Below are 22782 nucleotides of genomic sequence, written 5' to 3'. Positions count from 1 at the left end.
AAGGTGATGATGTGGGAGAAGTAATTCTGACCATGAAAGACATTGATAAGTCCTTTGTAGGGGTGCATGCGTTAAAAAATGCCTGTCTGGAACTTAAAAAGGGCGAGGTCCATGCACTGATGGGTGAGAATGGTGCCGGAAAATCCACCCTCATGAAGATATTGACGGGAATCTACAGCAAAGACAGCGGTACTATTGTGTATGAGGGGCGCCAGGTGGAGTTTAAAAGTCCCAGGGAAGCGCAGGACGCCGGCATTGTGATTGTGCATCAGGAATTAAACATGATGAACCACTTAACGGTGGCCCAGAATATCTTTATCGGCAAAGAAAAAATGAATGGAAAGCTGATTAATGACCGCAGGATGGTAGAAGAGGCAGAAAAGCTGTTCGGATTACTGAATATCAGGATTGACCCAAGGGAAACAATGGGGAGGCTGACGGTGGGGCGCCAGCAGATGTGTGAGATAGCCAAGGCAATCTCAACAGATGCCAAGATAATCGTATTTGATGAACCGACTGCCGCGCTGACAGATTCAGAAATCAGCGAGCTGTTCAAAATCATCCGTGACCTAAGAGCCAAGGATATCGGAATTGTATACATTTCCCACCGCATGGATGAGATTAACCAGATTACTGACAGGGTAACGGTTATGAGGGACGGGGAATATGTGGGTACGCTGACAACCAAGGATTCCACGAAAGACGACATCATCCAGATGATGGTAGGACGCACGGTGTATGAGGAGCCTAAGAGTTTCAGCAATGTAAAGCCGGATGCCCCGGTGGTGCTGAAGGTTGAACACCTGAATGTTGGGAAAACAGTAAAAGATGTAAGCTTTGAACTTCGCAAAGGAGAAATCCTGGGTTTTTCAGGACTCATGGGAGCCGGAAGGACGGAGACAGCCAGGGCTATCTTTGGTGCTGACAGGAGAGACAGCGGTGATATTTATGTGAATGGAAAACGGGTGGATATCAAGAACCCACAGGACGCGGTTGACGCCGGGATTGGATATCTGTCGGAGGACCGCAAGCGCTATGGTGTGATCATTGAGAAAACGGTAGCCGAGAATACGACAATGGCTTCTCTGAAAGCATTCTGCAAAGGCCTGTTTATTGATAAGAAAGCGGAAAAAGAAACCGCGGAACAATATGTGGAGGCATTAAAGACCAAGACACCATCCGTAGAACAGCAGGTGCGCAACCTGTCGGGAGGTAACCAACAGAAAGTGGTCATTGCAAAATGGCTTACCAGAAACTGCGACATCCTGATATTTGACGAACCCACAAGGGGTATCGATGTAGGAGCAAAAAGCGAGATTTATACATTGATGAATAATCTTGTAAAGCAGGGGAAGTCCATTATCATGATATCCTCTGAACTGACGGAAGTGCTGCGAATGAGTGACCGTATCCTGATTATGTGTGAGGGCCGTAAAACAGGAGAAATTAGCATAGAAGAAGCTACCCAGGAAAAAATCATGCATGCCGCTACACTGAGAGATTAAATGGGAGGTTAAAGACATGTCAAATAATGGGAATCAGGTAAAAAAGGAGCCGAATGGATTGTTCAAAGCCATCGGTACTCAGAAATTGGTGGCAGTCATTGCGCTGATTGTATTATTCATGTTCTTCTGGATTTTCGGGGACAATTTTGCAAAATACAGCACACTGGTCAGCATTTTTGATTCGTCCTATTATATTGGTTTTATGGCCATAGGTGTAACATTTGTAATCATCACCGGAGGAATCGACTTATCCATTGGTACGGTCTGTATCTGCTGTTCCTTGATTTCAGGAACGCTGTATACAAAACTGGGACTGCCTATGCCGCTGTGCGTTATCCTGGCCATATTGATGGGAGGCCTGTTCGGACTTGCCAATGGACTTATGGTATCTGTCATGAGGCTTCCGGCCTTTATTGCCACACTGGGAACTATGATGATTACCAGAGGCCTGGGTTCGATTGTGACAAATACGGCAACCGTGACCTTTCCGCAGGCTTCGGCGCCGGGCGGCTCATTCAGAGGTATTTTTAAATTAAAAGGGGCAGGGCTTCCGCAGGCAGGTATCCCCACGGGATTCATACTGCTGATTATACTTGCAATCCTGATGGCAATCCTTCTCAACAAGGCGCGTCCGGGACGCTATATACTGTCTCTTGGGAGTAATAAGGAGGCGACCCGGCTTTCCGGTGTAAATGTGGTAAAGTGGGAGACTTTGGCTTATGTCATAAGCGGTCTGTTTGCCGGGCTGGCAGGTGTGTCTTATGCAGCTGTATACTCCACACTCATGCCTGGAACCGGAAATGGATTTGAACTGGATGCAATCGCCGGAGTTGTAATCGGCGGAACATCCCTGGCAGGTGGCGTGGGTTCCATATCGGGGACTTTAATCGGTGTTTTTATTATGTCCGTTTTGAAGACAGGCCTTCCCTTTGTGGGAGTACAGCCACATTATCAGCTGCTGATTACTGGATTTGTGTTGATCATAGCCGTATTTGTAGATGTTTTGAATAGAAGGAAACAGGGGAAGGATTGATACACACTAATAACCCGCAAAGTGGGATAATAAAAGGAGGTTTATTCATGAAGATAAGATTATTAAGTACAGTCATCTGCGCAGCAATAGTTTCCACGATGGTAATGGGCTGCTCCAGTGGAGCCAGCGCGCCTGCCACGACAGCTGCAGCAGCGGCCGCTCCGGAGACAGAGGTAAAAGACACAACGGCAGGGGATACGGAGGCAGCCAAGGCAGATGGGGCTGTGGACTACAGTGATGTCACGGTTGAGATTGTGGCAAAAGGCTTCCAGCATGATTTTTGGAAAGCGGTAAAGATGGGATCAGAGCAGGCTGCAAAGGATTTGGGGCTTAAGTCCACCAATTTTGTAGGGCCAGCCAGTGAGAGTGCAGTCGCTGAGCAGATTGAGCAGTTAAATAATGCGGTCAACAAGGCTCCAAGCGCCATCTGCCTGGCGGCTTTGGATACACAGGCGTCCCTGGATGCAATTTCCAATGCTCAGGCAGCAAATATTCCGATTGTAGGGTTTGATTCCGGTGTGCCGGATGCCCCTGTAGGTTCCATTGTGGCTAATGCTGCTACGGATAACTATGTAGCGGGCGGTCTGGCCGCGGAGAAATTGTATGAAATGATTAAGGATAAGGTAACAGATCCAGCAGAAGAGGTCAGAATCGGCGTTGTCTCCCAAGATGCGACATCCCAGTCTATAGGAGAACGGACGGGCGGTTTCATAGACAAAATGCGTACCGTGGTTGGCGAGGATAAATGCATGGTAGTAGGCCATGATAAATATAATAAGGCAGTTGACGGAGCAAAGGTGATTATCGATGTAGGCATTCCGGCAACTGTGGATGATGCGGCTTGTGTGACTGTGGCCAATACCCTGTTGAATAAAAATGATCTGATTGCCATTTATGCGTCCAACGAATTTACAGCCAAGAATCTGGTGACAGCTAATGAGAGTCTTCAGGTGCTGGGGGTAGATAAAGTAATCGGCGTTGGATTTGACTCAGGCGCCATCCAGCTTGATGCTATCAAGAGTGGTGTCTTAGCAGGTTCCATCACGCAGAATCCGGTACAGATTGGATATCAGGCGGTTACCCTGGCAGCCAAGGCAGCCAAAGGAGAACCGGTAGAGGATGTTGATACTGGTGCACTGTGGTATGACAGCACTAACATGGATTCAGCGGAAGTAGCTCCGTGTCTCTATAAATAAGTAAAATTGTATTAGCCAGCTGTTTAATCATAAATTGATTAGACGGCTGGCTGTACCGTTTGGTATATAGCGGTATTCTAAGTGTTCGAATTTTTCAGATAATCGTCCTATGTGAAGAAACATTTTATTAGAGCTAAAGATAGAATAGATAGGGTTATAGTAAGCTATCAAACAAGGAAATGAAATGTCTTGAGCAGATTGCGGAGAAATCAGATTTGCTAAAAAACATGAATCAACAATGTGGATGAAAAATACAATAAAACAAAAAGAGAGAGCAGGGATACTATCGGATTATTATTGCCTTCTCAATTTTTAATAATTATCTTAATTCGATAGGGCCAAGTTCAAATAGGCGGAAATTTACATTATAGTTGTCAACTGGAGTCTGTTTCAATTTTGAGCTGTTAACAAATAAACTTTTTCTACTTACAGCAATAGAAACTGGAAATCTCATAAAGAGGATTGGCGTAAGTATTTTTGCTGACAGTACGCTGATAATGCAGAATCAATGAACCGATATTCCTGTATACGTAGCATAGAATTTTTCATTGATTAATTTTTATAAGAACAACTCTGATTATCTCGAAAAAGCCCATGAATACGGGCAAATTACGGGATAGGGACACCGAATTTACTACCCATTTACTACATTCGGAGGGAGCCTTGACACGCTGCCTTTTCCCATGAAGCCCGCTATCCCAAACAGCGCACATCGAAAAATCGAATACGACACCGCAGACAGCGGCGTTCTCTTTTCCCTTTGGGGAGATCAGGACGCCGCTTTTTTGCGACCAAATAGAGGAAGGAGCGACTGCCTATGTACTTTACGTCCGGCAGCGACCGGGCCTTTGAACAGATCATGCAGACAAGGCCAGGTGCGGATCATTTTGACAACGGCGAAGCCGGAGCGCCGGAGGACTGCGGCACTTGCCGATTTTATCGCCCGCAATGGAAATATCAATTCTGCGTTTACGCAGAATGCCCTTACCAGCCGGGCAAGCTCACCGCCCTTGACGGCGCGGTGAAATTTCAAGTGAAAGGAGTGGACGACGAGATGGCAGTTTTTCGAGTGGAGAAAAACCGGGGCTATACGGTGATGTCCAACCACCACCTGCGGAACAAGGATTTGTCCCTGAAAGCCAAGGGCCTGCTGTCGCAAATGCTGTCCCTGCCGGAGGATTGGGACTTTACGCTGAAAGGCTTGTCCCTTATCAACCGGGAGAAGATCGACGCGATCCGGGCGGCTGTCCGGGAGCTGGAACAGGCGGGCTATATCGTGCGTTCCCGTGAGCGCGACAGCCAAGGCCGCCTGCGCGGGGCGGATTACATCATTTACGAACAGCCCCAGCCTGTGCCGGATTCACCTACATTGGAAAATCCAACATTGGATAATCCAACGCAGGAAAAGCCTACGCAGGAAAAACCAACGCAATTAAATAAAGATAGATCAAGTAAAGAGAAATCAATTACAGATGGATCAAATACCGATTCCATTCCTATCCTTTCCCCTCCCTCTCCTTTGGGGGAAGAAGCGGCTGCGCCGCCGGAACGGAAAGGAACGGGAGCGAAATCACAGAGCGCCGTAGAGATTTATCGGGAGATCATCAAGGACAACATCGAGTATGAACACCTTTACCAGTACGCCAAGGGGATTGACCGGGATATGCTGGACGAGATCGTGGACTTGCTGGTGGAAACCGTATGCAGCGCCCGAAAGACTATCCGCATTGCCGGGGACGATTACCCCGCCGAGCTGGTGAAATCCAAGCTGATGAAACTGGACAGCTCTCACATTGAATTTGTCTTTGACTGTATCAGCAAAAACACCTCGGAAATCCGAAATATCAAGAAATACCTGCTGGCGGTTCTGTTCAACGCCCCAAGCACCATCAACGGCTATTACACGGCGCTGGTGGCCCACGATATGAACACCGGCAAAATCTGAAAAAGGAGGACAGCCCTATGAAACAGGGAACTTTGATTTTTGACGAGCAGGCAGACCGCTATGACATCCGTTTTGACCTAGCGGACTACTACGGCGGCCTGCACTGCGGAGAAACCTTTGATGTATTGGCAGGCGGCAGATGGAGGCCCACCCGCATAGAAATGGCTGACAACTGGTATCTGGTGGGTATCCGCACCGACGACCTCTCCGGCCTGCGGGTGCGGATCTAAGCTGTGCCGCCTGCCTGCTTTGACTTTCCAAAGGAGGGATAGCAGTTGCAGGAAGAAATCGAACAGAAAACCATCGCATTAGCGGTTAAGACAGGCAAGCTCACCGGCCAGGTATTGCAGGCGGCCATGAAGAAATTTCTGGCTGCCCGTCAATCAGCCAAGAGTAACCCCCACCAAGGCAGACAGAGCTTGCGGCAGCTCAAAAAGGACGGTTGCGCCCTGTCCAACATTGAAATCACCGATTCCAACATCGGCCTGTTTCGGCCCTGCGCCAAGAAATACGGAATTGATTTCACCCTGCGGAAAGACCGCACCACCCATCCGCCCCGGTATATCGTGATTTTCAAATCCAAGCAGGCGGACAATCTGGAACAGGCGTTTAAGGAGTTTACGGCCAAGAAGCTCAAACAGCAGGAACGCCCCTCCATCCGAAAGGCCCTATCCGCCATGAAACAAAAGGCCGCGGCCAAAGATAAGCAGCGGGCAAAGGAGAAAGTCAAGGAAAGGGGGCTGTCGCTGTGAAGCCAGAAGTAAAAAAACAAATCCTGTCCAACGCACCATATCTGCTGTTTGTTTACCTGTTTGGCAAGCTGGGACAGGCCTACCGGCTGGCGGCTGGGGCGGACTTGTCGGGAAAGCTCTTGCACCTTGCAGACGGCTTCTCCCTTGCCTTTGCAAGCGCCGCCCCCAGCTTCCACCTGTTCGATCTGGCGGTGGGCGTGGCCGGTGCCCTGCTGCTGCGGCTGATGGTGTACTGCAAGAGCAAGAACGCCAAGAAATACCGCAAAGGCGTAGAGTACGGCAGCGCCCGTTGGAGTGCATAATTTTAAGTGTAAATGACACATACATGGACGCACAGGAGGTTATGCACATGACTGATTATAGCAAAATTACAGCCCTTTACTCCCGGCTTTCCGTGGGCGACGAGGACAGGGACGGCGGCGAGAGCAACAGCATACAGAACCAAAAAATATTTTTGGAGAACTATGCCAGAGGGCAGCACCTGACCAATATCCGGCACTACATCGACGATGACGAAAGCGGCAGGTTTTTTGACCGTTCCGCCTACTCCCGCATGATGGACGATGTGGAAAATGGGAAAATCGGTGTCTGCATTATGAAAGACCTTACCCGCTGGGGGCGCGACTATCTCCAAGTAGGCAACGCGATGGAGATATTCAGACGGAACAATGTGCGTTTTATCGCGGTCAACAACGGGATAGACAGCGAGAAGCCCGACACATTGGAGTTTGCGCCCTTTATCAATATCATGTCGGAGTGGTATGCAAAGGACATCAGCAAGAAAGTGAAAACGGGCATTAAGACCAAAGGCATGAGTGGAAAGCCGATTGTCACCGAAGCCCCTTACGGCTATGTCAAAGACCCGGACAACAAGGATTTTTGGATAATCGACGAGGAAGCCGCCGAGGTTGTCCGTTTGATTTTCCGTCTGTTTATCGGCGGGAAGAACCGCAATCAAATCGCCGTGCATCTGAAAAACGAGCAAATCCCTACCCCCACTTTCTATATGAAAGACCGCGGGCGGGGAACCTGTAAAAATAAGACGCTCAACGAGGATAACCGCTGCAAGTGGAACAAAGTCACCTTGACCAATATCCTCACACGGCAGGAGTATTGCGGAGATGTAGTCAACTTCAAGACTACAAAGCATTTCCGGGATAAACATAACCACTATGTAGACCGGAGCCAGTGGCACATCACAGAAAATGTGCATGAGCCGATTATCAGCCGCAGCGATTTTGAAACCGTACAGCGGATTTTGGAAAACGCACCCGTCAGACGCCCCAACGGGGACGGGGAAATCCACCCTCTGTCCGGCTTGCTTTTCTGTAAGGACTGCGGCGCAAAAATGCACATTCGTATTGATTACCGGAACGGCGGCAAGCGGCACGTTGCTTTTTGCAGCGAGTACCACAAGGGAAAAGCCAAGAACCCCAAATGCAATTCCCCTCACATCATGGACGCGGATTTGCTCATGCAGACCATCGCGGAAGTGCTGAAGAAAATCGAGGACTATTCTATCAGCAACCGGGCAGAGTTTGAAGCCTTAGTGAAAAAGAACCTTGCCATGCAGCAGACCGACCAGACCAAGAAACAGCAGAAGCGTATTCCGCAAATCACGACGCGCCTTGAACAGATTGACAAGGTGCTGAATAAGCTCTATGAGGACAACGCCCTCGGCACGATCCCGCAAGACCGTTATGAGCAGATGTCGCAGAAGTATTCGGAAGAATACTACGCGCTGAAAGCGGAGCTTGCCACGCTCCAAGAGCAGCTATCCGCTTACGAGAACGCGGGAGGACGGGCGCAGAAGTTTTTGAAGCTGACGGAACGCCATGCTGCCTTTACCGAGCTTACCCCCGCCATTCTCAACGAGTTTATCAGCCGGATTGAAGTGCATGAGCGCGACCAGAAAAGGGCGAGATACGCAATCCAGCACATCAGCATATATTTCAATTATATCGGCAAGTTTGAGAATGAAGTGACACAGCTTGCAGAACCGACCGAGCAGGAAATCCGGCAAATGCGGGAGGAAATCGAAGAAGCCAAAAAGGAAAAGAGCCGCGCCTACCACCGGCAGTATTCAAGGGCGTACCGGGCGCGAAACCTTGAAAAGCAGCGGGAGTATGACCGCATGAAAGCGCGGGAATACCGGGCAAGGCGAAAGGCACAGGCAGCCGCCGCACAGCCCGCACAGTAAAACAGAATAACCGTCAACCAAGAGGGATTTTCCGAACTACGGGAAATCCCTCTTTTGCGCCCAAAGAAAGGAGCCGCTTATGGCAGAACAGACCCCCGACAGTATCATCACAACCCAGAGGAACGGGCAGACCATTGTTGCAGAGTTGTTTTTCAACCACAGCAGCACAGAAACATTCCGCGACAAGCTGCTCAAACTGGTACTTGCCGACAGTTCGCGTTTATCCGCGTCTGACGGTCAAGAGCCGGAAAAAACAGAAATCTTGCGATAACAGCCGCCCTGACGATACACTCCACGTCCGGGCGGTTTCTATTTGAAAACCCTCATTTTCCCCAAGTCAAGAGCCGGGAAAAACACCCGAAAAATGCCCCTATTGCGTAACAGGGGCGCAGAAAGGAGAGTTAATGAGAACAGGGCTGACAAAGCAGGAAAAGACCACCGATATTTGGTTTGACGAGAAAGACCCGCTAATCCATATCCGCACCCACAACACCGATTTGAAAAAGCGGCTACTTGCATACAGCCGCCGTTATCCGACGATCTGCCAGCAGACCGACGCAGACCCGGAAACGGGCTGCATGGAGTTTGATATTGAGAAAGGCCGCTTTTCTTTTCGTCTGACCGCCCCATATAGTGAAGAACGCCGGAGAGCCGCCAGCGAAGCGGCGAAAGTTACTGCAAGCAATCTCAAGCGAAGTGTGGTATAATTATTTTGAAAAAGTTTTGGATTTGATGTAGTATTCGCCGCTAAAACCGTAGTATATAGGTGAAGCCGGAAAGGAGGCGGTGAGATGATAGATGATGAAAAAATCATAGACCTGTTTTTTGAGCGTTCCGAGCAAGGTATCCGAGAACTGGATAATAAATACGGAGCAATCTGCCATAACCTCTCGTACAACATTGTGAATAACAGGCAGGACGCGGAGGAATGTGTCAACGACGCTTATTTGGGCGCATGGAACGCTATTCCTCCGGTACGGCCTAACCCGCTGTTGTCCTACATTGTGAAAATCGTTCGGAACATATCGCTAAAAATCTATTGGAGAAAGGAAGCAGCCAAACGAAGCGGACACTATACGATTGCCTTAGAAGAAATCGAGGGCTATATCGCAGACCAGAAAACCGTGGAAGATGAAATTGAAGCCAGAGAATTAGCCCGTATCATTGGGGAATTTTTGGACACGCTGACCCTCGAAAACCGCGTTATCTTCATGCGCCGCTATTGGTTTGCCGACAGCTACAAGGACATAGCCGAGTTTATGGGGCTTTCGGAGAAAAACATCTCCGTCCGGCTGACCCGTATCCGAGAGAAAATGAAACAATATCTGATAGAAAGAGAGGTATTCGTATGAACGCAAAAAAGTTTTCCGACGCTATGAGCGAGCTTGATACGAAATATGTTGATGAAGCCCTTAACTACAAGAAGAAAGCAAAGAAACCCGGTTGGGTTAAATGGGGAGCTATGGCAGCTTGTTTGTGCCTTGTGATTGCCGGAATTGCCATAAGTCAAATACCAGGTATTTTCCCTGACCAAGGTGCCGGCGTTGACCCGGGAGGAACACACCCCGACGGAGTAGACCCTGTAATTGCGTCTGTAGCGGTATATCCCGCCACCGAAAATATTGAAGATGTTGCAGACGCTACGCTGGAAAGCATTTCCGAAGTGGACGCTTATGAATTTGATACTTTGGGCGAATACTTACCGACTTCCTTGCCGGACGGGTATCATTTTGGAAAAGCAAATCTTTATGAAACCACAATGAAAGATGGTACGAGATACTATATGCTCCGAGTGCAATATACTACAGGCAACGATACGGCGCAAGGAAATGCGGAGGAAGAAATTGCCGCAGACCCAAATACTTTGGACAAAAGTTTTGTTGTCTTTGTTATGAATTATGAACCAGCGACAGAAAAACAGATTTATGCACCGACAGACATTACAGAGAGCTTGCTTGAAGAAATAGGTGGCGGCACTTTCCATATCTCTTATGGAGACATCTATGTTGGAATTTGTCCCGATACAGCAACATCTGACGATATTCTTGCAGCGGTAGCTTCCATAAAGTAAACAAAATATAACCCAAGGGCAGCCGAGAAAATCGACTGCCCTTTTTCCATGCCTACGGGCAGAAAGGAGCGACCAGCTATGACGAAACCGAGAGAGAAAACCCGCGAGGAGCTGCAAGCCGAGATTGAGGACGGAAAGAAGAAAATCCGGCAGTTTGAGAACCGGAAAAAGATGTTGCGTCAGAAGTTATCCAAAGAGGAACGCAGAACGCGCAGCCACCGCCTTATCGTCCGGGGCGCAGTCTTTGAAAGCATTGTGCCGGAAGCAAAGAACATGACCGACGAGGAAGCCGCCGCGCTTCTCCGGCTTGCCCTAACCAGTGAGCCAGCGCGGGAGTTTTTGAAAAAACGAGCCGAAAGCGGGAACGCCGAATGAATCCCTTTGGAACAAAGGGCGCACTTATACACCCTTGCGGGCGTGTGCGCTCTGCCGAGGGCTTGTCGGCACAGAGAGAAAGCAGCTTGCTTCCCTGTCTGACCGACATTGGCGGCTTTGCCGCAACAAGGGGCTGCACCCCTTGCGCCGCTTCGCGGCTATCCCTGCACACCCGCAAAAACAGTACACCCGCCGTTGGCGTCTGTACCATTTTTGCGGGTTTTATTATCCTATCCGGGAGGTGATACCCATAGCCATTTACCATTGGAACATCGGCATTGTGAGCCGAGGAAAAGGCAAATCAGCCGTTGCCGCAGCCGCCTACCGAAGCGGCGAGAAAATCACAAACGAATGGGACGGAATGACCCATGACTACACCCGCAAAGGCGGCGTTGTCCATACAGAAATCATGCTGCCGCCCCACGCACCGCCCTCTTTCTCTGACCGTTCAACCTTGTGGAACAGCGTGGAGCTTTACGAGAAAGCCGGGAACGCCCAGCTTGCCAGAGAGATTGACGCGGCGCTCCCCATAGAATTATCCAGAGAGGAACAGATCCGGCTTGTCCGGGAATACTGTTCCTCTCAATTTGTTTCCAGAGGAATGTGTGTGGATTTTGCTATCCACGACACCAACAGCGGCAACCCCCATTGTCATATTATGCTTACCATGCGCCCCCTTGACGAGCGCGGCGCGTGGGCGGCGAAATCCAAAAAGGAATATGACCTTGATGAAAACGGCGAGCGTATCCGTTTGCCAAGCGGCAGATACAAAACCCACAAGGTTGACCTTACAGGCTGGAACGACAAGGACAACACCCTCTTGTGGCGCAAGGCATGGGCTGACTTTAACAACGACTTTTTGGAGAGGAACGGAAGCCCGGAGCGTATCGACCACCGCAGCAACGCCGAGAGAGGAATTGACGAGATACCCACCGTCCACATGGGCGTGGCGGCTTGCCAGATGGAGAAGAAAGGCATCGCCACCGAGAAAGGCGAACTGAACCGAAATATCCAAAAGGCAAACCGCCTTATCCGGGAAATCCGGGCGCAGATTGGCAAGCTCAAGGAATGGATTGCCGACCTGTTCAAAGCGCGGGAAACCGCCCCGGAGCAGCCGCCGCAATCTCCCAACCTTGCAAATCTGTTGATGAAGTATTTGAGCGTTCAGAGAGAAAAGAGCCGGAAGTATTCGCAGCGTTGGCAACAACAGCACACAGCCGATGAACTGAAAACCATAGCGGCAGCGGTCAACTATCTTTCCGAGCATGGTATCTCTAATCTTGATGAGCTGGACGCTTCCCTTTCCTCTGTCAGCGATAAAGCCTATTCAATCCGGGAGGGAATGAAAACCGCCGAGCAGCGCATGAAAGAACTGCAAAAACTCATGGAGTACGGGAAGAACTACACAGAGTACAAGCCCATTCACGATGAACTGAAAAAGCTGCAAAACGGCTGGACAAACAAGCGCGACAAGTACGAGGAAGCCCACCGCGCCGAGCTGACCCTATGGAACGCAGCAAGTCGCTATCTCCATGCAAATCTGCCGAAAGGAACAAAGACCTTGCCTATTGCGGAATGGGAACAGGAATATGCTGACCTCAAAACACAGAGGGACACCGATTATACCAAACTGAAAGATACCCGCACCAATGTTTCAGAGCTTCAAAAAATCCGCAAATGCGTGGATATTGCACTCCGCGCCGACCAGCCGGAACAGACGCAGAGCCGTACCAAGCGGCATGATATAGACCGCTGAAAGGAGTTGAACTTTTATGTATTACACCCAAGAACAAATAGACCGCGCCAACCAAGCCGACCTTGTTTCTTTCCTGCAATCACAGGGCGAGCAGCTTACCCGTGCCGGAAATGAATACCGCTGGAAGCGGCACGACAGCCTGACCGTCCGGGGAAACAAATGGTACAGGCACAGCCAGAGTAAGGGCGGTGCACCCATTGATTTTGTCATGGAGTTTTTCGGCAAGAGCTTCACCGAAGCCGTTGAACTGCTGACAGGCGAAAAAGGAGCCGCCCCGCCGCCGGACAGACCAAGCCCCGCGCCCCTATCCGACTTCCGACTGCCACCCCGCAGCACCGACAACCGCATAGCGAGGAACTACCTCACAGCAGCCCGCCGCATTGATGAAGATGTGACGGGCTTTTTCTTTTCCACCGGGGATATTTACGAGGAAGCCGCCCACCATAACGCCGTATTCGTCGGCAGAGATGAAAGCGGCATACCGCGATACGCCCATCAGCGCGGCACAGCCGGGAGTTTTCGGCTTGATGTGAAAGGCAGCGACAAAGCCTTTAACTTCTGCTACCGTGGCGAGGGCGAAAGGTTGTTTGTCTTTGAAGCCCCGATAGACCTCTTATCTTTCCTCTGCCTGTTCAAAAAGGAATGGCAGAAACAAAGCTACCTTGCACTGGGCGGCGTGGGAGAAAAAGCCCTGCTGCGTTTCCTCTCTGACCGTCCGAACATCAAGACCGTTTTTCTCTGCCTTGATAGCGACGAAGCCGGAAACGACGCTTGCAGCCGCCTTGCAGAGCTTGTGCCGGAGGGGTTGACCGTCCACCGGCTTATCCCTCTTTTCAAGGACTGGAACGAGGTATTGCAGCACCGGGCAGAAATCACAGACGGGAAGTATTTGCGGGAAGCAATCTACGGCTTGAAAGAGCCGCCGCAGGAAGAAACCGTTGAGATTATCCGCATGAGCGAGGTTGACACACAGACCGTTGAATGGCTATGGGAGCCGTATATTCCCTTTGGGAAAGTAACCATTGTGCAGGGCAATCCCGGCGAGGGCAAGACCACTTTTGCCCTACGCCTTGCCGCCGCCTGCACCACCGGGGGAACGCTGCCGGGAATGAAGCCCTTGCCGCCGTTCCAAGTAATTTACCAGACCGCCGAGGACGGGCTGGGCGATACCGTCAAGCCTCGCTTGATAGAAGCCGAAGCCGACCTTGACCGCGTACTTGTGATTGATGAAGCCAAGCGGGAGCTTACCCTCTCCGATGAACGCATAGAAAAGGCAATCACGCAGAACGGGGCGCGGCTGATTATCCTTGACCCCATACAGGCGTACATGGGCGAAAAAACCGACATGAACCGGGCAAACGAAGTGCGCCCCATGTTCCGCCGCCTTGCCGATGTTGCCGAGCGTACCGGGTGCGCCGTTATCCTTATCGGACATCTCAACAAAGCTGCCGGAGGGCAGAGCGCATACCGGGGCTTAGGTTCTATCGACTTCCGCGCCGCAGCAAGGAGCGTCCTGCTGATCGGGCGCGTGAAGCGAGAACCGAATGTGCGCGTTATCGTCCATGACAAATCTTCCCTTGCGCCGGAGGGCAAGCCCGTTGCCTTTTGCCTTGACCCGGAAACGGGCTTTTCGTGGATAGGCGAATACGACATCACCGCCGACGAGCTGCTGTCCGGCGCGGGCGGGAACACCGCCACCAAGACCGAACAGGCGGAACGGCTGATACTTGACCTGTTGGCAGACGGGAAAGAGCTTGCCAGCGAGGACATTGTAAAAGCCGCAGCCGAAGCCGGAATATCCGAAAGGACGGTACAGAACGCCAAGCGCAACATGGGCGGCATTTTGGGCGCAAGGCGTGTCGGCGGTCAATGGTACAACTTCATCAAGAAGAAGCAGCCACCCGAACCCGCAAGTTGAAAGTGCAAAACGCAGACCCTTTGCACTTTGCACTTTCGCACTTTCACGATAATTTGCGTCAATAACTCAAAAAAGCACTTGACAAAACGCTTCATGGGGCGGCCCCAAAGATATCGCTCCGTACATCGACCCGGTGTTTGATAACAACATCCTCCTGACCCAGACGGAACGCCTCACCATGAACAACCGCCCCAAAGACCCCAAGACCGCCCGGAACAAAAACGTGCTGGTCATCGGAGGTTCCGGCAGCGGCAAGACAAGATTTTTTGTGAAGCCGAACCTGATGCAGTGCGTGTCCAAGGACTATCCGGCCTCGTTCATTGTCACCGATCCGAAAGGGGGCCTGATCGGTGAGGTGGGGCAACTCCTTGTACGGTGTGGCTACCGGGTCAAAGTGCTGAATACCATCAATTTTTCCAAGAGTATGCGGTACAACCCATTCCGCTACATTCATTCGGAAAAAGACATCTTAAAACTGGTCAACACCCTGATCTGCAACACCAAGGGAGAGGGCGAAAAAAGCACCGAAGATTTTTGGGTGAAGTCGGAACGTCTGTTGTATTCGGCTCTCATTGGCTACATCTGGTACGAAGCGCCGGACGATGAAATGAATTTCACAACGCTACTTGAAATGATTAACGCCAGCGAAGCCCGCGAGGACGACCCGGAATTTCAATCCCCGGTAGACCAGATGTTTGAACGGCTGGAAGAAAAAGACCCGGAACACTTTGCGGTGCGCCAGTACAAAAAATTCCTTCTGTCGGCAGGCAAAACCCGCAGTTCCATTTTGATTAGCTGCGGAGCCAGATTAGCGCCATTTGACATCCGGGAAGTGCGGGATCTGATGGAGGACGACGAGCTGGAGCTTGACACCATCGGGGATGAAAAAACGGCCCTGTTCCTCATTATGAGCGACACGGACACGACCTTTAACTTCATTCTTGCCATGGCACAGAGCCAGCTTATCAACCTCTTATGCGATCGGGCCGATGACAAATACGGCGGGCGGCTGCCCGTCCATGTGCGGATGATTCTGGACGAGTTTGCCAACATCGGTCAGATTCCCAACTTTGACAAGCTGATCGCCACCATCCGAAGCCGGGAAATCTCGGCTTCTATCATTTTGCAGAGCCAGTCACAGTTAAAGGCCATCTACAAGGATGCAGCGGAAATCATTTCCGACAACTGCGACTGTACGCTTTTCCTGAGTGGAAGAGGCAAGAACGCCAAGGAAATCGCGGATGTGCTGGGCAAGGAAACCATTGACAGCTACAACCAAAGCGAGAACCGGGGCGCGCAGACCTCCCACGGACTGAACTACCAAAAACTCGGAAAGGAGCTGATGAGCCAGGACGAAATTGCAACCATGGACGGAGGCAAGTGTATTTTGCAGGTACGCGGGGTGAGGCCGTTTTTCAGTGAGAAGTACGATATTACACGCCACCCCCGCTACAAATACCTCTCGGATGCCGACAAACAGAACACCTTTGATGTGGACAGGTACTTGTCATCCCTGCGCCGGAAAAAACGGCGCGTGGTGTCGGAGGATGAACCCTTTGACCTTTACGATATCGACCTGTCGGACGAAGATTTGGCCGCAAAGTGAAGCGGCTTTTTTTCTGTAATCAATCAAATTTGTTCGCCGGAAACCGGCAGAAAGTGAGGCATATATGGAATTTTTCAATAGTGCAGTGGATACGTTACAGACCATCGTTGTGGGCCTGGGCGGAGCGCTCTGTGTATGGGGCGGCGTCAATCTGTTGGAGGGATACGGGGCCGACAACCCCGCCAGCAAGAGCCAGGGAATCAAGCAGCTTGTCGCGGGCGGAGGCGTGGCCCTCATTGGCATGACCCTCGTCCCGCTGCTGTCCGGGCTGCTGGGATAATCCTTTTATTTATCTGCAAGCAATACGCCGCGCCCTCCTGCTGTTTGGAGGGCGCGGGAAAGGAGGGATACACACATGATTGATGATTTAATCGGGGAATGGATCAAAGGCATCCTGATTGACGGGATCAAGGGAAACCTGTCCGGCCTTTTCAGCACCGTGAATACCAAGGTAGGGGAAATCGCATCGGATGTTGGCAGCACGCCGCAGGACTGGAACGGCGGCATTTTTTCCATGCTGCAAACCCTGTCCGAAACGGTCATTGTCCCCATTGCGGCGGCGATTCTCGCCCTGGTGATGTGCTATGAGCTGATTGAAATGATTGTGGAAAAGAACAACATGCACGACTTTGATACGTCCCTGTTCTTCCGCTGGATGTTTAAGAGCGCCTTTGCCATCCTCATTGTGACGAACACATGGAATATCGTCATGGGCGTCTTTGACGCCACCCAGGCCGTCGTGAACCAAAGCGCCGGTATCATCATCGGGGAAACCAGCATTGACTTTGATACCCTGATTCCGGCTCTGGAAACCCGGCTGGAAGCCATGGACATCGGCCCTCTGTTGGGCCTGTGGTTTCAGACCCTGGTTGTGGGGCTGACGATGCACGCGTTATCCATCTGCATTTTCCTTGTCACCTACGGGAGAATGATTGAAATATACGCTGTGACCGCGCTGGGGCCGATTCCCCTTGCCACGCTGGGCAATTCGGAGTGGCGCGGTGTCGGCCAAAACTACTTGAAATCCCTGTTGGCGCTGGGCTTCCAAGCGTTCCTGATTATGGTTGTTGTCGGCATCTATGCGGTGCTGATTCAGGACATCGGCACGATGGAGGATATTTCCGGCGCGATCTGGGGCTGTATGGGATATACGGTGCTGCTGTGCTTCTGCCTATTCAAGACGGGAAGTATCAGTAAAGCAGTATTTACCGCCCACTGACCTTACAATTTTTACGCAGGAGGAAAAAACTTATCAAGGAATCGCAGAAGAAAACCTATCACATTATTTACGCTGACCCGCCGTGGAGATATGACCAGAAAACGGTACAGGGGGCAGCGGAAAACCACTATCCCACCATGGGAATCGACGCGCTGTGTGCCCTGCCGGTGGAAACCCTGGCCGCCAAGGACTGCCTGCTGTTTTTGTGGGCTACGTTCCCCATGCTGCCGGAAGCCCTGCGGCTGATCAAGGCGTGGGGCTTCACCTTCAAGACCGTGGCCTTTGTATGGCTCAAACGAAACAAGAAAAGCCCCACCTGGTTTTACGGGCTGGGACACTGGACAAGAGGAAATGCGGAAATCTGCCTGCTTGCCAAGCGGGGACACCCCAAACGCTATTCCCGAAGCGTCCATCAGTTTATTATTTCCCCCATTGAGGAACACAGCAAGAAACCCGACATCACCCGCGAGAAAATCATCGAGCTTGCGGGCGACCTGCCCCGCGCAGAACTGTTTGCCAGACAGAAAATCCCTGGCTGGGATGTGTGGGGCAACGAAGTGGACAGCGATTTTTCCCTGTCCGCACGAGAAACGAGGTGATTTTATTTGGCTTATGTCACTGTCCCCAAGGATTTTACCAAGGTGAAATCCAAGGTGGTATTCGGGCTGACGAAACGCCAGCTCCTTTGTTTTGGCGGTGCGCTGCTGGTCGGTGTCCCGCTTTTCTTGTTGATCCGGGGCCGCATCCCCACCAGTGCGGCGGCGCTCCTTATGGTGTTTGCCATGCTGCCGGGCTTTCTGCTGGCGCTGTATGAACGCCACGGCCAGCCCCTTGAAGTGGTGGTGCGCCAGATCGTAGAGTGCTGCTTTATCCAGCCCAAGGAAAGGCCCTACCAGACCAACAACGCTTATACCGCCCTTGTGCGGCAATTCCAAATGGAAAAGGAGGTCAACACCATTGTCCAAAAAGCAAAGAAACGAAACGAGCGCAAAAGCGCCGGTCAAACTCACCCGCGCCGAAAAGAAAGAGATTCAGGCCATCATCCGCAGGTATAAGGGCGACGGAAAGCCCCACTCCGCCCAGGAGAGTATCCCCTACGAGGCCATGTATCCAGATGGGGTTTGCCGCCTGACGCCCCGCACCTTTTCCAAGTGCATCGAGTTTTCAGACATCAGCTATCAGCTTGCCCAGGCGGACACCAAGGCGGCCATCTTTGAAAACCTGTGCGACCTTTACAACTATCTGGATGCCTCTATCCACATCCAGTTTTCCTTTCTCAACCACAAGATTGACCCCAGGCAGTACGCCAAGAGCCTTGAAATCCGGGCGCAGGGGGATGATTTTGACGACATCCGCACGGAGTATTCCGCCATATTAAAAGACCAGCTCGTAAGTGGGAACAACGGACTGGTCAAGCGGAAGTTTCTCACCTACACCATTGAGGCCGATAACCTCAAACTGGCCCGTGCCAGACTGCACCGCATTGAAACCGACCTGTTGGGCTATTTCAAGAGCATGGGGGCTGTGGCGTGGGGGTTGGACGCAACGGCCCGGCTGGAAGTCATGCACCGCATGTTCCACCCGGACGGGGAGCCGTTTTCCTTCGATTGGAAGTGGCTGGCTTCCTCCGGCCTCTCCACCAAGGATTTTATCGCCCCATCGTCGTTCCGTTTCGGGAACGCCCGGATGTTCGGGCTGGGAGGCAAGTACGGGGCTGTCAGCTTCTTAAACATCCTGTCCCCGGAGCTGTCAGATGAAATGCTGGCCGACTTTCTCAATACAGAAAACGGCATTGTGGTGAACCTCCATGTGCAGGCCATCGACCAGAGCGAGGCCATCAAGACGGTGAAGCGCAAGATTACCGACCTGGACGCCATGAAGATTCAGGAGCAAAAGAGGGCTGTCCGCAGCGGCTACGATATGGACATCCTTCCCAGCGACCTTGCCACCTACGGGCAGGACGCCAAGGAGCTGCTAAAGACCCTGCAAAGCCGGAATGAACGGATGTTTCAGCTCACCTTTCTTGTCCTCAATACCGCCGACACCCGGCAGGCGCTGGAAAACGATGTGTTTTGGGCCGCAGGCGTGGCACAGAAATACAACTGTTCCCTTGTACGGCTGGACTACCAGCAGGAGCAGGGCCTTATGAGCAGCCTCCCATTAGGGGCCAGCCACATCCAGATTGAGCGTTCTCTGACCACTTCCAGCGTGGCCGTGTTCGTCCCCTTTGTAACGCAGGAGCTGTTTCAGGATGGAGAGGCCATGTATTACGGCGTCAATGCCAAGACCGGCAACATGATTATGCTTGACCGAAAGCGGGCGCGCTGCCCAAACGGTTTAAAGCTGGGTACGCCAGGAAGCGGCAAGTCCATGAGCTGCAAATCCGAAATTTTGAGTGTGTTCCTCTGTACGCCGGATGACGTGTATGTATGTGACCCGGAGGCCGAGTATTACCCCCTTGTAAAACGGCTGCATGGACAGGTGGTGAAACTGTCACCCACCAGCAAATCCTATGTGAACCCACTGGACATCAACTTAAATTACAGCGAGGATGAAAGCCCGCTGGCCCTAAAATCGGACTTTGTTTTATCGTTTTGTGAACTGGTGATGGGCGGAAAGAACGGGCTGGACGCCATCGAAAAGACGGTCATTGACCGGGCGGTGCAGGTGATCTACCGGCCCTATCTGGCAGACCCCAAGCCGGAGAATATGCCGATTCTTTCCGACCTCCACAAAGCCCTGTTAGACCAGAATATCCCGGAGGCCGACCGGGTGGCCCAGGCCCTTGACCTGTATGTGAACGGCAGCTTAAACGTGTTCAACCACCGTACCAATGTGGACATTGAAAGCCGGATTGTGGCCTTTGACATCAAGGAGCTGGGCAAGCAGCTAAAGAAAATCGGGATGCTGATCGTCCAAGACCAAATTTGGGGCAGGGTGACGCAAAATCGCAGCCAGGGCAAGGCAACGTGGTTCTTTTGTGATGAATTTCACCTGCTGTTGCGGGAGGAACAGACAGCGGCCTTTTCCTGCGAGATTTGGAAGCGTTTCAGGAAATGGGGCGGCATCCCGACAGGTGCCACGCAAAACGTCAAGGATCTGCTGTTGTCGCCGGAGATTGAAAATATTCTGGAAAATTCGGACTTCATCTGCCTGCTCAACCAGGCGTCCGGCGACCGGCACATCCTTGCGGAGCGATTGAACCTATCCCCCCAGCAATTACGGTATGTGGAAAATTCCGAACCCGGCGAGGGGCTTTTGATTTATGAGAATGTCGTTCTGCCCTTTAAGAATCCTATCCCAAAGCACACTCAGCTTTACCAGATCATGACCACCCGCTTAGGTGAGGGAGCCACGGTATGAGGTGCGGGGCCGCAAAAGGAGGTGACGCACTATGAAGCCCTTAAACCCCCGTGATAAGGTGACACAGCGCATGACCCGCGCTGGGCTTACACTGGATAACCAGACCACCGGTGAGAGCGTCAACATTTCCAGCCGGGAGGCCGAACCGGAATACACGGCCAAGCCGGGCGGCACAGCGGAAAAGGCGCTGGAACGAGCTGTGGACATCCGCGACCGGCTGGATGCAGCAAAAAGCGCCCTCCCCAAAAAGCGCGTGATTGCCAAGGCAACCGTCTACGACGAGGCCAAGGGAAAGACCAGAAGCAAACTTCACTTTGAGAAAGTGGAGAAACATCCGCCAAAGCTCAAACCCAATCCGGCCAGCCGCCCGGTGCAGGAGGCGGGGCTATACCTCCACGGAAAAATCCATGAGGTGGAGCAGGAAAATGTGGGTGTGGAGAGCGGCCATAAGGCGGAAGAACTGGCCGAGCGCCAAGCGGGCAAGGCGCTGCGAAACGCCAGACGGCGGCATAAGCTGAAACCCTACCGGGCCGCAGCCAAGGCGGAACGAAAATCCATGGCCGCCAATGCCGAGTTTGTGTATCAAAAATCCCTGCGGGACAACCCGGAACTGGCGCAGGCGGTGAGTAATCCCATTTCCCGTCTCTGGCAGAAACAGCACATCAAACGGGAATACGCCAAGGCCGCACGGGCGGCGGGCCGGAGCGCGGCAGGTAGTGCAAAGACCACCGCATCAGCCGCCAGGAAAGCCGCAGAGAAAGGGAAACAGGCCGCGTCCCTTGTGGCCCGTCACTGGAAAGGGGCGCTGCTGATCGGCGGCGTGGGCCTGCTTCTCATGCTGATTATGGGCGGCCTGCAATCCTGCACCGCCATGTTCGGCAGTGCCGGGACGGGGCTTGCGGCCACCTCCTATCTGTCCGAGGACAGCGATATGCTGGGGGCCGAGGCTGCCTACGCCGGGATGGAAGCTGATTTACAGTACGAACTTGACCACTACGAAACCCTCCATCCCGGCCATGACGAGTACCGTTTCGAGCTGGACGAGATCGGCCATGACCCCTATGTACTGACCTCCATCCTCTCCGCGCTGCATAACGGCGTGTTCACCTTGGAGGAAGTACAGGGCGACCTTGCCATGCTCTTTGAGCAGCAATACACCCTGACCAAGCGCGTGGAGGTGGAGATCCGTTATCGGACGGTTACGCACACAGACAGCGACGGCAACGAATACGAGGAAGAAGTGCCGTATCGCTATTCCATCTGCTATGTGACACTGAAAAATGCGGATTTGTCCCACCTGCCAGTCTATCTCATGAGCGAGAAACAACTGAGCCTGTACGCAGCCTATATGCAGACGTTGGGCAACCGGCAAGACCTCTTTCCAAGCGGCAGCTATCCCAATGCCTCCACCGTCAAGGAGCCGACCTACTATGAAATCCCACCGGAGGCGCTAAAGGATGAAACCTTTGCGGCCATGATCGCGGAGGCGGAAAAGTATGTGGGATTTCCCTATGTCTGGGGCGGCAGCTCCCCCAGCACCAGCTTTGATTGTTCCGGCTTTATTAGCTGGGTGGTCAATCATTCCGGCTGGAATGTGGGGCGGCAGACGGCGCAGGGGCTTTACAGTCTCTGCACCCCCGTTTCACCGGAACAGGCAAGGCCCGGCGACCTGGTATTTTTCGTCGGCACCTACGACACCGCCGGGATGTCCCATGTGGGGCTGTATGTGGGTAATTCGGTGATGCTGCACTGCGGCAGTCCGATCAGTTACACGAACCTAAATTCAAGCTACTGGCAACAGCATTTTTATTGTTACGGGCGTTTACCTTAAACGCCAGAAAGG

20 protein-coding genes and 2 pseudogenes are annotated in these 22782 nt (G+C 52.1%); all 22 read left to right on the top strand.

Features of this window, described 5'->3' with window-relative positions:
- Positions 1-11 precede the first annotated feature (11 nt).
- Positions 12-1505: a sugar ABC transporter ATP-binding protein gene (locus ACK2JC_RS04045; RefSeq protein WP_112482572.1), complete on the top strand. Its 1494-nt coding sequence runs from the start codon at positions 12-14 to the stop codon at positions 1503-1505.
- A gap of 16 nt (positions 1506-1521) precedes the next feature.
- On the top strand, positions 1522-2538 hold the full coding sequence (locus ACK2JC_RS04040) for an ABC transporter permease (RefSeq protein WP_117634107.1): 1017 nt from the start codon (positions 1522-1524) through the stop codon (positions 2536-2538).
- A gap of 47 nt (positions 2539-2585) precedes the next feature.
- Entirely contained in the window at positions 2586-3734 is a 1149-nt protein-coding gene (locus ACK2JC_RS04035) for an ABC transporter substrate-binding protein (RefSeq protein ID WP_117634108.1), read from the top strand.
- Positions 3735-4551: 817 nt separating this feature from the next.
- A complete protein-coding gene (locus ACK2JC_RS04030; protein WP_313751970.1) occupies positions 4552-5679 on the top strand; it encodes a DUF6017 domain-containing protein in 1128 nt (375 codons plus the stop codon).
- A gap of 17 nt (positions 5680-5696) precedes the next feature.
- Positions 5697-5909, top strand: a complete 213-nt coding sequence (locus ACK2JC_RS04025) for a DUF5348 domain-containing protein (protein WP_006775544.1) — start codon at positions 5697-5699, stop codon at positions 5907-5909.
- A gap of 45 nt (positions 5910-5954) precedes the next feature.
- Positions 5955-6431 carry a PcfB family protein gene (locus ACK2JC_RS04020; protein ID WP_006775545.1) on the top strand — a complete coding sequence of 159 codons (477 nt, stop codon included), beginning with the start codon at positions 5955-5957 and terminating at the stop codon, positions 6429-6431.
- Positions 6428-6724 (top strand): annotated as a pseudogene (locus tag ACK2JC_RS04015) (conjugal transfer protein TraG); the annotation flags it as partial. The gene ACK2JC_RS04020 and the pseudogene ACK2JC_RS04015, both read left to right, overlap by 4 nt.
- A gap of 56 nt (positions 6725-6780) precedes the next feature.
- On the top strand, positions 6781-8631 hold the full coding sequence (locus ACK2JC_RS04010; protein WP_368272061.1) for a recombinase family protein: 1851 nt from the start codon (positions 6781-6783) through the stop codon (positions 8629-8631).
- A gap of 79 nt (positions 8632-8710) precedes the next feature.
- A complete protein-coding gene (locus tag ACK2JC_RS04005) occupies positions 8711-8902 on the top strand; it encodes a transposon-encoded TnpW family protein (RefSeq protein ID WP_006060444.1) in 192 nt (63 codons plus the stop codon).
- 133 nt (positions 8903-9035) lie between these two features.
- Entirely contained in the window at positions 9036-9338 is a 303-nt protein-coding gene (locus ACK2JC_RS04000) for a hypothetical protein (RefSeq protein ID WP_368272062.1), read from the top strand.
- Between the two features lie 84 nt (positions 9339-9422).
- Entirely contained in the window at positions 9423-9983 is a 561-nt protein-coding gene (locus tag ACK2JC_RS03995) for an RNA polymerase sigma factor (protein ID WP_368272063.1), read from the top strand.
- Complete coding sequence (locus ACK2JC_RS03990; RefSeq protein ID WP_368272064.1) at positions 9980-10702, top strand: hypothetical protein; 723 nt, start codon at positions 9980-9982, stop codon at positions 10700-10702. Before ACK2JC_RS03995 ends, ACK2JC_RS03990 begins: the two co-directional genes overlap by 4 nt.
- 78 nt (positions 10703-10780) lie before the next feature.
- Positions 10781-11077: a DUF3847 domain-containing protein gene (locus ACK2JC_RS03985; protein WP_368272065.1), complete on the top strand. Its 297-nt coding sequence runs from the start codon at positions 10781-10783 to the stop codon at positions 11075-11077.
- 142 nt (positions 11078-11219) lie between these two features.
- Positions 11220-12833: a MobQ family relaxase gene (gene mobQ / locus ACK2JC_RS03980; protein ID WP_368272066.1), complete on the top strand. Its 1614-nt coding sequence runs from the start codon at positions 11220-11222 to the stop codon at positions 12831-12833.
- A 16-nt stretch (positions 12834-12849) separates the two neighbouring features.
- A complete protein-coding gene (locus ACK2JC_RS03975; RefSeq protein WP_368272067.1) occupies positions 12850-14751 on the top strand; it encodes an AAA family ATPase in 1902 nt (633 codons plus the stop codon).
- An 85-nt stretch (positions 14752-14836) separates the two neighbouring features.
- A pseudogene (locus ACK2JC_RS03970) lies at positions 14837-16357 on the top strand (VirD4-like conjugal transfer protein, CD1115 family); the annotation flags it as partial.
- Between the two features lie 64 nt (positions 16358-16421).
- Positions 16422-16637, top strand: a complete 216-nt coding sequence (locus tag ACK2JC_RS03965; protein WP_002566673.1) for a Maff2 family mobile element protein — start codon at positions 16422-16424, stop codon at positions 16635-16637.
- A gap of 75 nt (positions 16638-16712) precedes the next feature.
- The gene (locus ACK2JC_RS03960; RefSeq protein ID WP_006771540.1) at positions 16713-17576 is read left to right on the top strand and encodes a VirB6/TrbL-like conjugal transfer protein, CD1112 family; all 864 of its coding nucleotides are present in this window, start codon (positions 16713-16715) and stop codon (positions 17574-17576) included.
- A gap of 32 nt (positions 17577-17608) precedes the next feature.
- Complete coding sequence (locus ACK2JC_RS03955; protein WP_080552239.1) at positions 17609-18175, top strand: MT-A70 family methyltransferase; 567 nt, start codon at positions 17609-17611, stop codon at positions 18173-18175.
- A 6-nt stretch (positions 18176-18181) separates the two neighbouring features.
- The gene (locus tag ACK2JC_RS03950) at positions 18182-18631 is read left to right on the top strand and encodes a PrgI family protein (protein ID WP_039890717.1); all 450 of its coding nucleotides are present in this window, start codon (positions 18182-18184) and stop codon (positions 18629-18631) included.
- Positions 18534-20939, top strand: coding sequence for a VirB4-like conjugal transfer ATPase, CD1110 family (locus tag ACK2JC_RS03945; protein ID WP_117622447.1), 2406 nt, complete (start codon positions 18534-18536; stop codon positions 20937-20939). The genes ACK2JC_RS03950 and ACK2JC_RS03945 overlap by 98 nt, the downstream gene beginning before the upstream one ends.
- Positions 20940-20970: 31 nt before the next feature.
- Complete coding sequence (locus ACK2JC_RS03940) at positions 20971-22770, top strand: C40 family peptidase (protein ID WP_148510218.1); 1800 nt, start codon at positions 20971-20973, stop codon at positions 22768-22770.
- The last annotated feature ends 12 nt before the right edge of the window (positions 22771-22782 follow it).

Source organism: Enterocloster lavalensis (assembly GCF_046603895.1).
GTDB lineage: Bacteria > Bacillota > Clostridia > Lachnospirales > Lachnospiraceae > Enterocloster > Enterocloster lavalensis.
Note: the sequence above shows the minus strand (reverse complement) of the source record. Positions and strands in the feature narration are given on the sequence as shown.

Bases quoted from the DNA above. Each gene is read 5' to 3' on its own strand.
- ACK2JC_RS04040 (WP_117634107.1), top strand. From the start codon at position 1,522: ATGTCAAATAATGGGAATCAGGTAAAAAAGGAGCCGAATGGATTGTTC.
- ACK2JC_RS04035 (WP_117634108.1), top strand. From the start codon at position 2,586: ATGAAGATAAGATTATTAAGTACAGTCATCTGCGCAGCAATAGTTTCC.
- ACK2JC_RS04030 (WP_313751970.1), top strand. From the start codon at position 4,552: ATGTACTTTACGTCCGGCAGCGACCGGGCCTTTGAACAGATCATGCAG.
- ACK2JC_RS04025 (WP_006775544.1), top strand. From the start codon at position 5,697: ATGAAACAGGGAACTTTGATTTTTGACGAGCAGGCAGACCGCTATGAC.
- ACK2JC_RS04010 (WP_368272061.1), top strand. From the start codon at position 6,781: ATGACTGATTATAGCAAAATTACAGCCCTTTACTCCCGGCTTTCCGTG.
- ACK2JC_RS04005 (WP_006060444.1), top strand. From the start codon at position 8,711: ATGGCAGAACAGACCCCCGACAGTATCATCACAACCCAGAGGAACGGG.
- ACK2JC_RS04000 (WP_368272062.1), top strand. From the start codon at position 9,036: ATGAGAACAGGGCTGACAAAGCAGGAAAAGACCACCGATATTTGGTTT.
- ACK2JC_RS03995 (WP_368272063.1), top strand. From the start codon at position 9,423: ATGATAGATGATGAAAAAATCATAGACCTGTTTTTTGAGCGTTCCGAG.
- ACK2JC_RS03990 (WP_368272064.1), top strand. From the start codon at position 9,980: ATGAACGCAAAAAAGTTTTCCGACGCTATGAGCGAGCTTGATACGAAA.
- ACK2JC_RS03985 (WP_368272065.1), top strand. From the start codon at position 10,781: ATGACGAAACCGAGAGAGAAAACCCGCGAGGAGCTGCAAGCCGAGATT.
- ACK2JC_RS03975 (WP_368272067.1), top strand. From the start codon at position 12,850: ATGTATTACACCCAAGAACAAATAGACCGCGCCAACCAAGCCGACCTT.
- ACK2JC_RS03965 (WP_002566673.1), top strand. From the start codon at position 16,422: ATGGAATTTTTCAATAGTGCAGTGGATACGTTACAGACCATCGTTGTG.
- ACK2JC_RS03960 (WP_006771540.1), top strand. From the start codon at position 16,713: ATGATTGATGATTTAATCGGGGAATGGATCAAAGGCATCCTGATTGAC.
- ACK2JC_RS03940 (WP_148510218.1), top strand. From the start codon at position 20,971: ATGAAGCCCTTAAACCCCCGTGATAAGGTGACACAGCGCATGACCCGC.